9 protein-coding genes are annotated in these 15,690 nt (G+C 64.3%); 6 read left to right on the plus strand and 3 right to left on the minus strand.

Going from position 1 to position 15,690, the window contains the following annotated elements:
- The first annotated feature begins 165 nt into the window (after window positions 1–165).
- Complete coding sequence (gene serS, locus B9A11_RS07065) at window positions 166–1,455, plus strand: serine--tRNA ligase (protein WP_058246603.1); 1,290 nt, start codon at window positions 166–168, stop codon at window positions 1,453–1,455.
- Entirely contained in the window at window positions 1,452–2,153 is a 702-nt protein-coding gene (locus B9A11_RS07070; RefSeq protein ID WP_058246602.1) for a hypothetical protein, read from the plus strand. Before serS ends, B9A11_RS07070 begins: the two co-directional genes overlap by 4 nt.
- 71 nt (window positions 2,154–2,224) lie before the next feature.
- Here B9A11_RS07070 and der read toward each other — a convergent pair whose 3' ends face one another.
- The 3 genes from der to B9A11_RS07085 form a co-directional block, all read right to left on the minus strand.
- A complete protein-coding gene (der, locus tag B9A11_RS07075) occupies window positions 2,225–3,709 on the minus strand; it encodes a ribosome biogenesis GTPase Der (protein WP_058246601.1) in 1,485 nt (494 codons plus the stop codon).
- Window positions 3,710–3,857: 148 nt separating this feature from the next.
- Window positions 3,858–5,186 carry an outer membrane protein assembly factor BamB family protein gene (locus tag B9A11_RS07080; RefSeq protein WP_058246600.1) on the minus strand — a complete coding sequence of 443 codons (1,329 nt, stop codon included), beginning with the start codon at window positions 5,184–5,186 and terminating at the stop codon, window positions 3,858–3,860.
- Between the two features lie 71 nt (window positions 5,187–5,257).
- Window positions 5,258–5,914 carry a hypothetical protein gene (locus tag B9A11_RS07085; RefSeq protein ID WP_058246599.1) on the minus strand — a complete coding sequence of 219 codons (657 nt, stop codon included), beginning with the start codon at window positions 5,912–5,914 and terminating at the stop codon, window positions 5,258–5,260.
- Between the two features lie 266 nt (window positions 5,915–6,180).
- Here B9A11_RS07085 and B9A11_RS07090 point away from each other — a divergent pair, with 266 nt between their 5' ends.
- The 4 genes from B9A11_RS07090 to B9A11_RS07105 all read left to right on the plus strand — a co-directional run bounded on the left by B9A11_RS07090 (window position 6,181) and on the right by B9A11_RS07105 (window position 15,627).
- On the plus strand, window positions 6,181–7,836 hold the full coding sequence (locus tag B9A11_RS07090) for an efflux RND transporter periplasmic adaptor subunit (protein WP_058246598.1): 1,656 nt from the start codon (window positions 6,181–6,183) through the stop codon (window positions 7,834–7,836).
- The gene (locus B9A11_RS07095; RefSeq protein ID WP_058246597.1) at window positions 7,833–11,534 is read left to right on the plus strand and encodes an efflux RND transporter permease subunit; all 3,702 of its coding nucleotides are present in this window, start codon (window positions 7,833–7,835) and stop codon (window positions 11,532–11,534) included. Before B9A11_RS07090 ends, B9A11_RS07095 begins: the two co-directional genes overlap by 4 nt.
- Window positions 11,535–11,724: 190 nt before the next feature.
- Entirely contained in the window at window positions 11,725–13,479 is a 1,755-nt protein-coding gene (locus B9A11_RS21090; RefSeq protein ID WP_058246596.1) for a calcium-binding protein, read from the plus strand.
- A 21-nt stretch (window positions 13,480–13,500) separates the two neighbouring features.
- Window positions 13,501–15,627 (plus strand): calcium-binding protein, encoded by a 2,127-nt coding sequence (locus B9A11_RS07105; protein ID WP_058246595.1) that lies wholly within the window; start codon window positions 13,501–13,503, stop codon window positions 15,625–15,627.
- The last annotated feature ends 63 nt before the right edge of the window (window positions 15,628–15,690 follow it).

The following is a 15,690-nucleotide window of genomic DNA, read 5'->3' on the forward strand; positions in this document are numbered from 1 at the left end:
CCAAAACTGTCACAATCTGTGTCAGGTCAATTTACACACTGCGTTTCCGATTTAGCATCAATCCGCCGCCCTGCCTTCTTGCGCCTCGCGCGCTTTGGCCCACTACCAGCGCGTGACGGAATGGGGCATAAGACACGCGACTCAAACGAACCCTTGGAGGATACGATGCACGACATCCGAGCGATCCGCGAAAACCCGGCAGCATTCGACGCGGCGATGGCCCGCCGCGGGGTGGAAAACGCATCCTCAGAGATCCTCAAGATCGACGAGGCGCGCCGCGCTGCGATCCACGCCGCCGAGACCGCGCAGGCCGATCAGAAAAAGGCCGCCAAAGAGGTGGGCGCCGCCAAGGCCAAGGGCGACGAGGCCGAATTCGAACGCCTGCGCGCTCTGGTCGCCGAGAAAAAGTCCGAAGTCGCCGCCATGCAGGACAAGGCCAAGGAGCTGGACAAGGCGCTGGAGGATGCCTTGATGGGCATTCCGAACCTGCCGTTTGACGATGTGCCGGACGGGGCAGATGAAGACGACAACGTCGAGGTGCGCCGCTGGGGCACGCCCGGCGAATTTTCCTTTGCGCCCAAGGAACATTACGATCTGGCCGGGGTTATCCCGGGGATGGATTTCGAAGTGGCGGCCAAGCTGTCGGGCTCTCGGTTCGTGGTGCTGCGCGGCGCTGTCGCCCGCATTCACCGCGCGCTGGCTCAGTTCATGCTGGACACCCACGTCGAGGAAAACGGTCTGACCGAGGCATGGACCCCGGTTCTGGTGAAAGAAGACATGATGTACGGCACGGGCCAACTGCCCAAATTCGGCGAGGACAGCTATCAGACCACCAATGGCTGGTGGCTGGTGCCGACCGCCGAAGTGCCGCTGACCAACTTTGTGAATGGCGAAACGGTGGACGAGGCGTCCTTGCCGCATCGCTACGCCGCGCACACGCAGTGCTTCCGCTCCGAGGCGGGCAGCGCGGGGCGTGACACCTCTGGGATGCTGCGCCAGCACCAGTTCGAGAAAGTGGAAATGGTCTCGATCACCCACCCCGACGCCTCGCGCGCGGAACTCGACCGCATGACCGACTGCGCGCAGGGCATTCTGGAAAAGCTGGGTCTGCCCTATCGCACCGTGGTGCTGTGCACCGGCGACATGGGCTTTGGCGCGCGCCGCACCCATGACATCGAGGTCTGGCTGCCGGGGCAGAACACCTACCGCGAGATTTCCTCGGTGTCGGTCTGCGGCGACTTTCAGGCCCGCCGGATGAACGCCCGTTTCAAGGCACCGGGCGGCAAGCCCGAGTTCGTGCATACTTTGAACGGCTCTGGCTTGGCCGTGGGCCGGACCTTGATCGCCGTGCTGGAGAATGGCCAGCAAGAGGACGGCAGCGTTGTGCTGCCCGAGGTGCTGCACCCCTACCTGCGCGGCAAGACCACCCTAACGGCGGAGGGCACGCTGGTATGACACGCCTCTGGGCGATCATGTGTTTCGTGGCGGCGGTGGCTTTTGCGGCCTCGCCGCTGCTGTTCCCCGGTTTCGCGGGCTATGCGCCCGAGCAATTCCCGGTGCAGATCGACGAGCCGCCGGTGCAGCCCGCGGGCTATGCCTTTGCGATCTGGGGGCTGATCTACGCGTGGCTGATCGTCGGCACCGGTTTCGGGATGCTCAAGCGCGCCGATGACCCGGATTGGGCCGAGATGCGCAAGCCGCTGTTTGTCAGTCTGCTGATTGGCTTTGCGTGGATTCCCATGGCGCAGGTGTCGCCGGTGGCGGCGACGGTGATGATCTGGGGGATGCTGGCGTCTGCCTTGGTGGCATTGTTCCGCGTGGGTGACACCGACCGCTGGCTGCAACAAGCCCCTGTGGCGATCTATGCCGGCTGGCTGTCGGCGGCGGCCTGCGTCGGCACCGGCGTGGTGATTGGCGGCTACGGCTGGCTGCCCCCCACCCCGGCGGCGCTGCTGTGCCTGTTGGTGGCGGTGGTCATCTCGGTCACGGCGCAGTACCGCCTGCACCGCGCGCCGGAATACGGCATCACGGTGATCTGGGCGCTGGTGGCGGTGATCGTGCAGAACGCCTCGCCGTTCAACGCCGCCGTCACGGGCTTGGCGGTGATCGGCATCGGCGTGATCCTGTCGCTGCGGGCCACGGACACCGAATAGAGTTTCTGTTCAGTTTCAAAGCGAAAGAGCGGGCCGCTAGGACCCGCTCTTTTTTGTTGTTCTAGAGGCGCTTACTGGCGCTCGCCGCCCTGCTTGGACTGCAAGGACCGCTTGTGCTTTTTCAGCGCCCCGGCATTTTTCTTGCGTCGCCCTTTGAACGGGTTCTGGTCGCTCTGCCCGCGCATGTGCAGCCGGATCGGCGTGCCGGGCATGTCAAAGTCCTCGCGCAAGCCATTGACAAGATACCGAGAATAGCTCTCGGGCAGCTTGTCCGGGTGGCTACACATCACCACAAAGCCCGGCGGACGGGTCTTGGCCTGCGTCATGTAGCGCAGCTTGATGCGCTTGCCCTGCGGCGCGGGGGGCGGATGGCGCGAGATCATGCCCTCGAGCCAGCGGTTCAGCTGGCCGGTCGGAATGCGGCGGTTCCACGTGGTATAGGCCTGCATGATCGCCTTTTGCAGACGGTCCATGCCGCGCCCGGTGCGGGCCGAAATGGTGACAAGGGGCGCGCCGCGCAGCTGCGGCAGAACATGCTCGAACTCATCCTTGAGCCACTTGAGCTTTTCTTGCTTTTCGTCCTCGATGTCCCACTTGTTGACGGCAACGACCACGGCGCGGCCTTCACGCTCGGCCAGGTCAGCGATCTTGAGATCCTGGGTCTCGAACGGGATGGCGGCGTCCAGCAGGACCACCACAACCTCGGCGAATTTGATCGCGCGAATACCGTCAGAGACAGAGAGTTTTTCCAGCTTTTCCTGCACCTTGGCGCGCTTGCGCATCCCGGCGGTGTCAAAGATCCGCATGGGCACGCCGTCCCAGGTCTTTTGCACGGAAATGGCGTCGCGGGTGATGCCCGCCTCGGGGCCCGTCAGCATCCGGTCTTCGCCGATGATCTGGTTCACAAGGGTGGATTTGCCCGCGTTGGGACGGCCAATGATGGCGATCTGAAGCGGCTTGGCCTCGGTGGGCATGGGCACGTCTTCGGCGAGAACCTCGTCCTCTTCGTCGTGGACAGTGACCTCGACCTCGGGGGCGTCTTGTACAGCGCGCTCTTCGAACTCCTCCGAGATCGGCAGAAGCACAGAATAAAGATCCGGCATCCCCTCGCCGTGTTCGGCAGACAGGCGCATGGGCTCGCCGATGCCCAGCTCAAAGGCCTCGAAGTACCCCGCATCGGCGGCAGCGCCCTCGGCCTTGTTGGCGGCGAGGATCACACGCTTGGCACGGCGGCGCAGAATCTCGGCAAAGACGCGGTCGTCCGGCAAAATCCCGGCGCGGGCGTCGATCATGAACAGACAGACGTCGGCCATGTCCACGGCACGCTCGGTCAAACGGCGCATCCGCGCGGGCAGAGAATCATCGGTCTCGTTTTCCAGACCGGCGGTGTCGATCACGGTAAAGCGCAGATCGCCCAGCTTGGCCTCGCCCTCGCGCAAATCGCGCGTCACGCCCGGTTGGTCATCGACCAAGGCCAGACGTTTGCCCACAAGGCGGTTGAACAGCGTCGACTTGCCCACGTTGGGACGGCCGACAATGGCGAGAGTAAAGGACATGACTCGGGGCTCCGCAGATCAAGGCGCGGGCTTAGCGCATTTTTTTGGATAACGAAAGAGGCTCGCGCGGGTCAAATTCCTTAAGCAAGGAATTTGCAAAACTCTTGATCAAGAGTTTTGGCCACCGCGCCCCTGCCCCGGACGCTGATTAACGATAGGCGTGCAGCATGCCTTTGGCCGAAACCACGTACATCACGCCGCCCGCCACGATGGGCCGGGTGGTTGCGCCGCCCGCGATCTCGAGCGAGGACACCAGCGCGCCATCCTCGGGCGCAAAGCTGCGGATCAGCCCGTCGGACCCTGCAACGATCAAGCGCCCGCCGGCCAGCACCGGACCACTGTTCACAAAGGCCGCATCGCGGCGGCGGTTGGGATTGCGCGAGGGCTCATACCCCGGCAGGTCCACCGCCCAGACCTGGCTGCCGTCTTCAGCGTTCAGGCGCACCAGCTGATTGCGGTCAGACACAAAGAACAGCGCGTTCCCGGCCACCGCCGCGGGGCCAAGCGCGCCTTGCTGCGCGGTCCATTTCCGCTCGCCGTCGTACAGCGACAGGCCGACCATTCGGCCCGAGTGGGTGCCCGCGTAAAGCATCCCGCCCGACACCACCGGATCGCCGGTGATGTCCTGCACATTGGCCAGCGCCACGCCGTTGCGGCGGCCCAGGATATCCGCGCTCCATAGGCGCAGGCCGCCTTGGCGGAACACCGTCGCCACCGAGCTGGAGCCAAACGAGAAGGTCACGAACTTGTCGCTGATCGCAGGGGCCGGTCCGCCCGCCACGTTGTTTACATCGGACGGCACGTCGAACTGCCAGCGCACCCGGCCATCGTCGTCTTCGATCGCCCAGCCGGTGGTGTCGCCGGACACCACGTAGACCACGCCGTCGCGCCAGCTGGGCTTGCCCGTGGCGGTTGCGCCCAGACGTTGCGTCCAGTTTTCAGCTCCCGTCGCCGGGTCCAGCGCGGTCAGCGTGCCAAAGCCAGAGGACACGAACAGCTGTCCGCCGCCCACGGCCAAGCCGCCGCCCTGCGCCTGATAGTTCTGGTCGCGCAGCGGGGTCAGGTCGTAGGTCCACAGCACCTCGCCGGAGGTCGCCGTCGCCTGCACCATGTTGTTGCTGTCGACGGTAAAGATGCGGCCATCCGCCATCACCGGGTCCACCACAACGCGCGCCCGGCGGCCATCGCCTGCGCCAATGCTCGTGGCCCAGATCGGAGACAAATTCGCCCCAAGCGCCGCATGGGCCACCCGCGCGTGCGGCGAGACGTAGCTTTGCGGCCACGCGCCATTGCTGGTCATAGCAGGCAAGGACACCGCCACAGAGGCATTTTCCGGCGCGGGCGCCTCTGCCTGAGAGCGCGTCTGAAGCACCTCGCGCACGTTCAGCCGCTCACCCTGCAAAGGCGCGTCCGTGTCCGTACAGCCCGCAAGGGCCAGTGCCGCCACCGTTGTCAGAAAACTCGCCTTGCGCAGCATATTCTTGCCCTCTTGTGCCTTTAGCCTTTCGCGGTCGGCCCCCGAGGTGTCCCCAGGGGCGGCCCGGCGTTTTACGCCTGATCCAGCTCTCCGCCCAGTGCCACAATCAACTGACTTGCGCGGCGGCGCAAGCCTGCCGTCACTTCGCTGTCCGCCACAAGCGCCTGAAGACGGCTCAGCGCCGCATCCACATTGCCGGTCTCGATGTCGATCAGGGCCAGTTGTTCCTCGGCCAGCAGGCGCAGCGGTTGGCCCGGAACGGCCAGCGCCTCGAAACCTGCGCGACGCGCGTCGGCGTCCAGCACCTCGGTGCCGCGGCTCAGCGCCTTGTAGCTGGCGATCTGGCGGTAAATCTGCGGCAGCTCGGCGTTGTTCGCCAAGGCTTGCAGGCGTTCGACCGCCAGAGCGTCGTCGCCCTCGCCGCCCGCGTCCGCTGCGATCAGCAGGCCCAGAATGGCGTCGGCACCGGGCTGCGACGGCTCGATCCCTTCCAGCGCGGCAATCCGTGCGGCGCTGTCCTCGGCTTGCAAGGCGCTCAGGATGCTGTCGCCAAAGGCCTGCGCCTGCGTCTCAGCTGCGGAAATCTGGTACTCGCGATAGGCGGTGCCGCCCACGATCCCCAGCACAATCACCACGCCGATCCAGCCATAGCGCTTGAGCGCCTTGAACAGACGGTCGCGTTTGACCTCTTCGGTCACCTCGTCGATGAAACTGTCGGTGTCGCTCACCTGTGCCCCCCGGGGTTAACTTTTCCCCCTCTTACCCTGCCCTTTGGCCCGTGCCAAGGGACCGGATTTGACCTTTATTCCCACCAAAAGACCGAAATTATGCCCCATGTTTGCACCAAAGCCCTAGTTTACCTTGATGCAAGGCGGGGGAGCGCCTAAAAACTGAACCAAATAGTTTAGGCGGCGGGCCTCTGGCCATCCCCCTATGCAGACGACAACGGGACGGCCCGCGCGAGGGGGCCAATGGATACGGACGGGCGCGAGACATGCGATTTGTTTCACTTATCACGGCACTGGTCGTGGCAGCGGTGCTTTTTGGGTTGGTCATGAAGCGCGAAGAGATGTTGGCCTTTGCCGGGGTGGCCGCGCAGGACGCACCCGCCCCCGAAGAGGTCGCAGAACCGCCCGCCACTGACGCTCTGCCAGAGGGCACCGTGCGCGTGATGGCCAAGCATTCGGTGGCGCAGGAAATCGACAGCGCCGTGGTGCTGCGCGGCGAGACCGAGGCGGTCCGTCAGGTCGAGGTGCGCGCTGAAACCGCGGGCAAGATCATCTCGCCGCCTTTGCGCGCGGGCCAAATGGTCGAAGCAGGCCAGCTTTTGTGCGAGATCGACCCCGGCACCCGTCAGGTGCAACTGCGCGAGGCCGAGGCGGCGCTGGCCACCGCGCGTGCAGGCCTTCCCGAATCCATCGCCCGTCTGGCCGAGGCGCGCGCGCAATTGCCCGCCGCAGAGGCCGCGATTGCCCAGGCCGAAGCCGCCATCCCCGCCGCAGAAGCGCAACTGGCGCAGGCGCGCGCCGGTCTTCCTGCTGCTGAGGCATCCTTGAAAGAGGCGCAGGCCGCCGTGCCCGCCGCAGAGGCCGCCTTGGCCGAAGCCGAATCCCGCTTGCCCGAAACCGAGGCCCGTCTGGCAGAGGCGCAATCGCGTCTGAAAGAGGCCGAAATCAACCTGACCGCCGCGCAGAAACTGGCGCAGGGGGGCTTTGCCGCCCAGACCCGTCTTGCCGGGGCCGAGGCCGATTATGAAAGCGCCAAGGCCGGGGTGCAGACCGCGCTGACCGGGCAGAAAACCGCCGCCACCGGGGTGGAAACCGCCCGCAGCCAGCTGGAAGGCGCGCATGCCCGCGTCGAAAGCGCCCGGTCCCAAGTGGAAACCGCCCGCGCCGCCGTGGAAACCGCCACCAGCGGGATCGCCAATGCCAAGGCGGGGCTCGCCTCTGCCAAGGCGCAAAAGGAAAGCGCCGCCGCCGCCGTGCAGGCTGCCATGACCGGCGAGGAAAGCGCCCGCAGCGCGATCCAATCGGCAGAGGCCGCCGTTGCCTCGGGTCAGAATGAGCTGGACCGGCTGGCGATCCACGCGCCCTTTGGCGGGCTGCTGGAAACCGATACGGCAGAGCTTGGGGCCCTGATGCAGACCGGCAGCGCCTGCGCCACGGTGATCCAGCTGGACCCGATCAAGCTGGTGGGCTTTGCCCCCGAAACCGAAATTGCCCGGGTCAAGGATGGCGCCCGCGCAGGCGCGCGCATGGTTGACGGGCGCGAGATCACCGGCACCGTCAGCTTTGTCTCACGCAGCGCCGATCCGGTGACGCGCACCTTCCGCGTGGAAATCACCCTGCCCAACGCCGACCTGTCGATCCGCGACGGCCAGACGGTGGAAATCGCCATCGAGGCCGACGGCGCGCCCGCCCATCTGCTGGCGCAATCGACCCTGACCCTGAATGACGAGGGCGAGCTGGGCGTGCGCACCATCTCTGACGCCAGCGAGGCGCTGTTCATGCCCGTCACCCTCTTGCGCGACACGCGGCAAGGCGTCTGGGTTACCGGCCTGCCGGACGCGGTCGACGTCATCACTGTCGGCCAAGAGTACGTCACCGACGGCGTGCCCGTTGCGCCCAGCTTTGAGGAGATCCTCCAGTGACCGGGATCATCGACTGGGCCGCCGCGCGCGCGCGGATGGTCATCGCCTTTATCGTGCTGTCGCTGGTGGTGGGGGGCTTTGCCTATGCCACCCTGCCCAAGGAGGGCGAGCCAGACATCGAAATCCCGGCGCTGTTCGTGTCGGTCAACTTCCCCGGCATTTCCGCCGCCGACAGCGAGACCTTGCTGATCAAGCCGATGGAAACGGAAATGGCCGATCTGGACGGGCTGAAATCCATGTCCGCCACCGCCGCCGAAGGCTATGCCGGCGTCGCGCTGGAATTCGAATTCGGCTGGGACAAGACCCAGATCATGGCCGATGTGCGCGACGGGATGAACAACGCTCAGGCCGAGTTCCCCGAGGGTGCGGATCAATACACCATCACGGAAATCAACTTTTCCGAGTTCCCGATCCTGATCGTGAACCTGTCCGGCCCGGTGCCGGAACGCACGCTGAACCAAGTGGCCAAGGATTTGCAGGACCGCGTCGAAGGGCTGGATTCCGTTTTGGAGGCCGGGATCGCAGGCAACCGCGACGAGATGCTCGAGGTGGAAATCGACCCGCTGCGGCTCGAGGCGTATAACGTCACCGCCATGGACCTGATCAACGTGGTCCAGAACAACAACCAGCTGATCGCCGCCGGTGAGGTCGAGACCGAGCAAGGCACATTTGCGGTCAAGATCCCGTCTTCGTTCGATGAATCGCAGGACGTCTACAACCTGCCGGTCAAGGTCAACGGCGACCGCGTGGTGACGCTGGGCGATCTGGCGACGATCAACCTGACCTTCGAGGACCGCAAGGGCACGGCGCGGTTCAATGGCGTCAACACCGTCGCCTTGCAGGTGGTCAAGCGCAAGGGGTTCAACATCATCGACACCGTGGCGCAGGTCCAGGAAGTGCTGGGCGTGGCGCGTCAAAGCTGGCCCGATGGGTTGCAGGCGGTGCTGGACGTGGGCACGTCGAACGACCAGTCGCGGCAGGTCGAATCGATGGTTTCGCAGCTTGAAGGGTCCGTCCTGACGGCCATCGCGCTGGTGATGATCGTGGTGCTGGCCTCGCTTGGCCTGCGGCCCGCGCTGCTGGTGGGCTTTGCGATCCCCACGTCTTTCCTGCTGTGTTTCGTGCTGCTGGCGCTAATGGGGGTGACCATTTCCAACATCGTGATGTTCGGCCTGATCCTTGCGGTGGGGATGCTGGTGGATGGCGCGATCGTGGTGGTGGAATACGCCGACAAGCGCATCGAAGAGGGCTCTGGCCCCATGCACGCCTATGTCGAGGCGGCGCACCGCATGTTCTGGCCGGTGGTGTCGTCCACCGCGACGACGCTGTGCGCGTTCCTGCCGATGCTGTTCTGGCCGGGCGTGGCGGGGCAGTTCATGGGCATGTTGCCGGTGACGTTGATCTTTGTTCTGTCCGCGTCCCTCGTGGTGGCGCTGGTCTACCTGCCAGTGATGGGCGGCGTCTCGGGGCGGTTTAGCCGCAACGTCGGCCGCGCTGGCGACGCGTTGCGCGGCAGCCTGCCTTGGGCGGTGCGCGCGCTGCTGGTCTTGGTCGGCATGTTCGGCATGTTCGTGGGCGCCATGATGGTGCTGAACCCCGGCTACCTGTCGGGCGAAGCGGTTCAGGGCGGCTTTGCCACCCGCCTGCCGGGGATCATCCTGTTCCTGATCATGGCGGCGTTTTCGGCGGTGGCCATGGCCTCGGCCGAGATCCGCCGCAAACCGAAAAAGATCGACGCCGGCTATCGCCGCTCGCTCTTTGGCGGGTTCATCCACCTTGTGGCGGGCAACCCGGTCATGCCGCTGGTGACCGTCGGGGCCATCGTCTTTTTCGTGGTCAACGTCTTTAGCTACTACGGCGAGAACAACAACGGGTTCGAATTCTTTGTCGACAGCGAGCCCGAGCAGGCCATCGTCTACGTGCGCGCCCGCGGCAACCTTTCGCTGGCGGAAAAGGACGCGCTGGTCAAACGCGCCGAAGCCATCGTGCTGGCCGATCCCGGCGTGGAAAACGCCTTTGCCTTTGCGGGCGAAGGCGGGCTGAACAACAACACCGGCGGCGCGCAGGCCCCCAAGGACACCATCGGGCAGGTCCAGATGGAAACCATCCCCTGGGAGGACCGCCCCGCCTATGCCGCCAGCCACCAAGGCGAGATCACGCTGGAGGAACTGGACGGCGATGTGATCATCGACCGGCTGACCGCGCAGCTGGAACAGATCCCCGGCATCGAGGTCGAAATCCTCGCGCAGGCGCGCGGCCCTGCCTCGGGAAAACCGGTGCACCTGCGGCTCAAGGGCGACGACTGGGACGACCTGATGGCGGCCACCGCCACCGCCCGCGCGCAATATGACGCGACCGCCGGTCTGACCCTGATCGAGGACACGCGCCCCCTGCCCGGCATCGACTGGCAGATCGACGTGGACGTGGAAAAGGCCGGGCGCTTTGGTGCGGATGTGGCCAGCGTCGGCGCGATGGTGCAGCTGCTCACGCGCGGCAACCTGCTGGACACCATGCCGGTCGACACCTCGGACGAGGAAATCGAGATCCGCGTGCGCCTGCCCGAGGAGTATCGCGTGCTGTCCACCTTGGACACGCTCAAGGTGCCAACGAACTCGGGCCTCGTGCCGCTTGCGAACTTCATCACCCGCACGCCGGTGGAAAAGCTGGCCGAGATCAACCGCATCGACCAAAAGCGCTATTTCGACATCAAGGCGGATGTGGCCGATGGTTTGGTCAAGTTCGTCTCGGGCGGCGACATTCTCGCCTATGGGCGCGCCGAACCCGCCGAGGGCCAAGAGCGGTTTGCGCTGGACGGCAAGGTGTTTGGCGTGGCCCCCGTCGATCTGGACATGCTGGAAAATGCCAACCGGCTGAACGCCGTGCCCGTCACCGCCAACGAGCGGATTGAAACCCTGACCGCATGGCTGGACACCGCCCCCCTGCCCGCCGGGATCACCTGGGAATGGACCGGCGACCAAGAGGATCAGGCCGAATCCGGTGCCTTCCTTCAGTCGGCCTTTATGGGGGCGCTGGGGCTGATGTTCATCATCCTGCTGGCGCAGTTCAACTCGTTCTATAACTCGGTGCTGGTGCTGCTGGCGGTGATCCTGTCCACGACGGGCGTGCTGATCGGGATGCTGGTGATGGATCAATACTTCAGCATCATCATGACCGGCGTCGGGATCGTGGCGCTGGCCGGGATCGTGGTGAACAACAACATTGTTCTGATCGACACCTACCAGGAATACAGCCGCTACATGCCAAGGATCGAGGCGATCACCCGCACCGCCGAGGATCGCATCCGCCCGGTGCTGCTGACCACCATCACCACCATGGCGGGGCTTGCGCCGATGATGTTCGGCCTGAGCTTGGATTTTTTCGGTGGCGGCTACAGCGTCGACAGCCCCACCGCCCTGTGGTGGAAGAACCTCGCCACGGCGGTGGTCTTTGGCCTTGGGATCGCGACGGTGCTGACGCTGGTCTTTACCCCGTCGATGCTGGCGATCCGGGTGTGGGCGACGACCTATGTGCTGTGGTTCGCCCGCCTGCTGGCGCGGCTTGGGTCCGGGCGCGGCAGCCGGGTGGCCCGCGACTGGGCCTTGATGCGCGCCGCCAAGTCCGTGCGCGCCCCAGAGATCATCTGGACCGACGAGGACAACCCCAGCCGGGACGCCCATAAATTGCGTGCGGCCGAGTGAAATCGCGCAATGATATTCATTACCTAAGGTAAGATTTACCTTATCTCGACTCGTTCCCCCCCGCCGCGTTAACATTTCGCTAATGCGCGGGGAATTGCCCCCCGCGTTCTTTTTACCAAAAGCATTTTCGCGCGCGGGCCATTCACACACTCAGCCGGACCACGCGCGCCCAAGCGACAGGAGCGCCCAAATGGCCGACGAATATATCACATCCGACATCACTGGCACCTACACCGTCGGATACGCCGATGACGTGTACCTGTTGCCGGGGGTCACGTTCTACGAAATCGGCACAGCCTTTGAAATCAACCAGACGGCGGACATTGTCATCGGGGGGACCGTTTTTGGCGGAACCATTTTCGAACAGACTGCCACGTCCAAGGGCTATTTTGGCATCAGCGTCCTTGAGTCAGGCATCGTTCACGGCGAAATGAAAGTCCTGGAGTCCTCGGCGACCAACCCGATTGCTGGCCTGTATTTTTCCAATGACGGTTCGGTCACGGCAAACTGGGAAATCATCGACGTTTATACGGACTGGTTTTACTTTACCAACACCGGAACCATGACCGCGCGCCAAAGCTCTGTCCTGACGGCCGTCTCTCTTGACGCGAATGACGACGCGCGCGTGGTCAACACGGGAACGATGACCGCAAACTACTCCGAAGTGATGCGGTTCGATGATTACGACAACGTGTACATCAACAACACCGGCACCATTCAATCCCGTGAAGCGATCAGAGCCTATGACATCGGCACCATAAACATCCACAATTCGGGCACGATCACCGGCTATCTCAGCTTTTATTCCACGAACCAAGATGTCAACGTCAACAACAGCGGCCTGATGGATGGCAGCGGGTTCGCTGCACTCGGAATGTACGTCGAGGGCGACGTTCACGTGATCAACAGCGGCACGATTGTCGGCCTCTACACCACCGAGGTGACGGACAGCTTGACGGTGTTCAACACCGGCACGATCACGCGCGTAGGCCTTGCGGACACGGCGTTCAGCCTGAACGAAAGCGCCATTTACGTGGGCGGCGCGGACGCGGTGCTGCACAACAGCGGCCTGATCTCCGGGGATGTGACCGGGGGCGACGTAATCGGGTTTGGCTACGCCGAAGGCACCTTGACCATGTACAACGGCGGCACCGTTCAGGGCAGCGTGAACGGAATGAACCAGGGGGATTTCTATCGGGCCAATGGCGCGGGCGTGGTGACGGGCGGCGTCTTTGGTCAGGAAGGCGACGACACCCTGATCGGCGGCAGCGACAGCGACCTTCTGGACGGCGGCGATGAGAACGACTTGCTGCGCGGTCAGGCTGGCAACGACGAGATGATCGGCGGCAACGGGGCTGACACGCTGGACGGCGGCGACGGCAACGACACGCTGACCGGGGGGTCGGGGCTTGACCGTCTGGTGGGCGGCAACGGCGATGACAACATGGACGGCGGCGCGGATTTCGACCGCCTGTACGGTGGCAACGGGGCCGATACGCTGAACGGCGGGACGGGCAACGACAGCCTGTGGGGCGGCAACGATGACGACCTGCTGATGGGCGGCGACGGCGATGACCGGCTGTTCGGCGGCGTCGGCGTGAACGAGTTCGACGGCGGCCTTGGGCGCGACATCTATTACGCGCAGGCGGGCGAAGACATCCTGATCTTCCGCGATGCCGCCGAAAGCGCCACCGGCGCGGCGCGCGACGTGGTCTATGGCTATGACGTGGGTCAGGACCAGATCGACCTCGCCGCCGTGGCCCCCGGCGTGCTGACCTATCTGGGCACCAGCGCCTTTAGCGGCACGGCGAACGAGGTGCGGATCATCGAATACACCTCGGGTTCCACGGTGGTGCAGGTGGACGTCAACGCCGATGGCGCATCGGACATGGAGCTGATGGTCTACCGCGTTCAGGGTCTGACCGAGGACGACTTCGTTTTGTAAATTTTTCAAAGGGTTACCGTTATGGCCTATCGTCTGATCACGAACAACCAGACCGTTCCAATTCTGCTGTATACCGACGACACGCTCGTCCAGCCGGACGGCCGCTATTATTCTTCTGGCTTCGATACCTTCAACTCCCCTGCTGCGCTGGGAGATCTGCACCTGATGCTGCTGGGGCAAAGCCTAGCACAGGACACGGTGCTGGATGTGACCTCCAGCACGGCGACCAGCATCCGCGTCGACGTGGGCACAACCGGGCAGCTGATGACCGGCAGCGCGGCCTTTTTGCTGACCTCCATGGCGGTGGATGAATTCCACCTCGATAACCAAGGCAGCATCAGCGCAGGCTCGCTCGGCGCGGTCTATTACGTCAAGGGCGACGCCTTTATCAGCAACAGCGGCGTGATCAGCGCGCAGGGGGGCACGCTGGGGGTGATCGCCCTTGGCACCCACGCCACCGGCAACACCTACAGCGAGCGCGCCTATGTGACCAACTCTGGCACCATCCGCCAGAGCGACCTCAGCAGCGGGGCCTATGCGATCACCGTGCAGGACGGGCTGATCATGCAGGTCAGTAACAGCGGCCTGATCGACGGCGGCGACACCGCCATCAGCGGCGAGACCACGCTGGCGCGGGTGCTCAACAGCGGGCAGATCGTGGGGCAAGTGCGCTTTGAGAACACATTGGACAACCAGACGCTGACGCAGCTGGCGGTGGTGGACAACAGCGGGCAGATGGACACCTTTTCGACGCAGGACGTCGAAAACATCTTTCTGCGCAACTCGGGCGAGATGGACGCCGCCACGCTTCAGACGGTGACCAACGCCAGCGTGACCAACACCGGAACCATCTCGGGCCGGGTTTATGTCTCTCCGCTGGGCGAGGACATCACCACGGGAACAGAGATCAACTTTGCCAACCACGGGCTGATCGCCACGGCCATGGACAGCGGCAAGATGGTGGACCTCAGCGCCGAGGAGATCTTTTTCATCAACAGCGGAGAGATCGGCGGCGCGGTCGACCTTGGCGTCTATAAAAGCGAGTTCAGCACAGTGGTCGCCCATAACAGTGGCACGATCATCGGCGGCCCGTCGGAAACCGCCCTCACCGTTCAGGCGGGCGACGACGCACGGGTGACCAACAGCGGGGTGATCCTTGGCGGGGTTGAATTTGCCTCGGCCTCTTTCCTGTTTGGCAGCGCGAGTTTCGTGAACAGCGGCGAGGTGACGAACGTGGGCGGCAATGCGCTGTTCATCACCGATCTGTATCAGGACGCGCGGGTGTTCAATGCGGGGCTGATCAGCGGCGAAGTCCTGATCGACGCCGACCGGGCCGAGCTGTTGAACGCCGGGATCATCGACGGCGACGTGACGCTGTCCTATTCCTCCGACAGCTATCGCGCCACGGGGGATGGCGCGGTGACGGGCACGGTCTTTGGCCGCTTTGGAGACGACACGCTGGTGGGCGGCGCGCTGGACGACCGCTTTGACGGCGGCGCGCAGAATGACCTGCTGAACATGCAGGGTGGCAACGACCTTGGCATGGGCGGCGACGGCAGCGACAGCCTTTATGGTGGGGATGGCAACGACACGCTGACGGGGGACGCAGGCCTTGATACGCTGTTCGGCGGCAATGGGGACGACAACCTTGCCGGCGGTGCGGACAGTGACCGTCTGGCGGGCAACAACGGCGCGGATGTGGTGAACGGCGGCGCGGGCAATGACAGCATCTTTGGCGGCAACGACGACGACACGCTGATGGGCGGCGACGGCGACGACCGGCTGTTCGGAGGCTCTGGCGTCAACGAGTTCGACGGCGGCCTTGGGCGCGACATTTTCTATACGCAATCGGGCGAGGACATCATCGTGTTCCGCTCAGCCGCCGACAGCGCCACGGGCGCCCAGCGCGACGTGGTCTATGGCTTTGACCTTGGGCAGGACAGCATTGATCTGGCCGCCGCCGCGCCGGGGGTGCTGACGTTCCTTGGCACCAGCGCCTTTACCGGCACCGCGCGCGAGGTGCGGCTGGTGGAATATGCCTCTGGCTCTACCGTGATGCAGGTGGACACCGACGCCAACGGCACTTCGGACCTGGAACTGATGATCTACCAAGTCCAAGGGCTGACCGAAAACGACTTTGTCCTGTGACGGACCGAGGGGCGGCTTAGGGGCCGCCTTTTTTGCATTTGAAACCAGACGTTTGAACACAAA

Origin of the sequence: Tropicibacter naphthalenivorans (assembly GCF_900176475.1) — a bacterium.
GTDB classification, from domain to species: domain Bacteria; phylum Pseudomonadota; class Alphaproteobacteria; order Rhodobacterales; family Rhodobacteraceae; genus Tropicibacter; species Tropicibacter naphthalenivorans.

Bases quoted from the DNA above. Each gene is read 5' to 3' on its own strand.
- serS (WP_058246603.1), top strand. From the start codon at position 166: ATGCACGACATCCGAGCGATCCGCGAAAACCCGGCAGCATTCGACGCG.
- B9A11_RS07070 (WP_058246602.1), top strand. From the start codon at position 1,452: ATGACACGCCTCTGGGCGATCATGTGTTTCGTGGCGGCGGTGGCTTTT.
- der (WP_058246601.1), bottom strand. From the start codon at position 3,709: ATGTCCTTTACTCTCGCCATTGTCGGCCGTCCCAACGTGGGCAAGTCG.
- B9A11_RS07080 (WP_058246600.1), bottom strand. From the start codon at position 5,186: ATGCTGCGCAAGGCGAGTTTTCTGACAACGGTGGCGGCACTGGCCCTT.
- B9A11_RS07090 (WP_058246598.1), top strand. From the start codon at position 6,181: ATGCGATTTGTTTCACTTATCACGGCACTGGTCGTGGCAGCGGTGCTT.
- B9A11_RS21090 (WP_058246596.1), top strand. From the start codon at position 11,725: ATGGCCGACGAATATATCACATCCGACATCACTGGCACCTACACCGTC.
- B9A11_RS07105 (WP_058246595.1), top strand. From the start codon at position 13,501: ATGGCCTATCGTCTGATCACGAACAACCAGACCGTTCCAATTCTGCTG.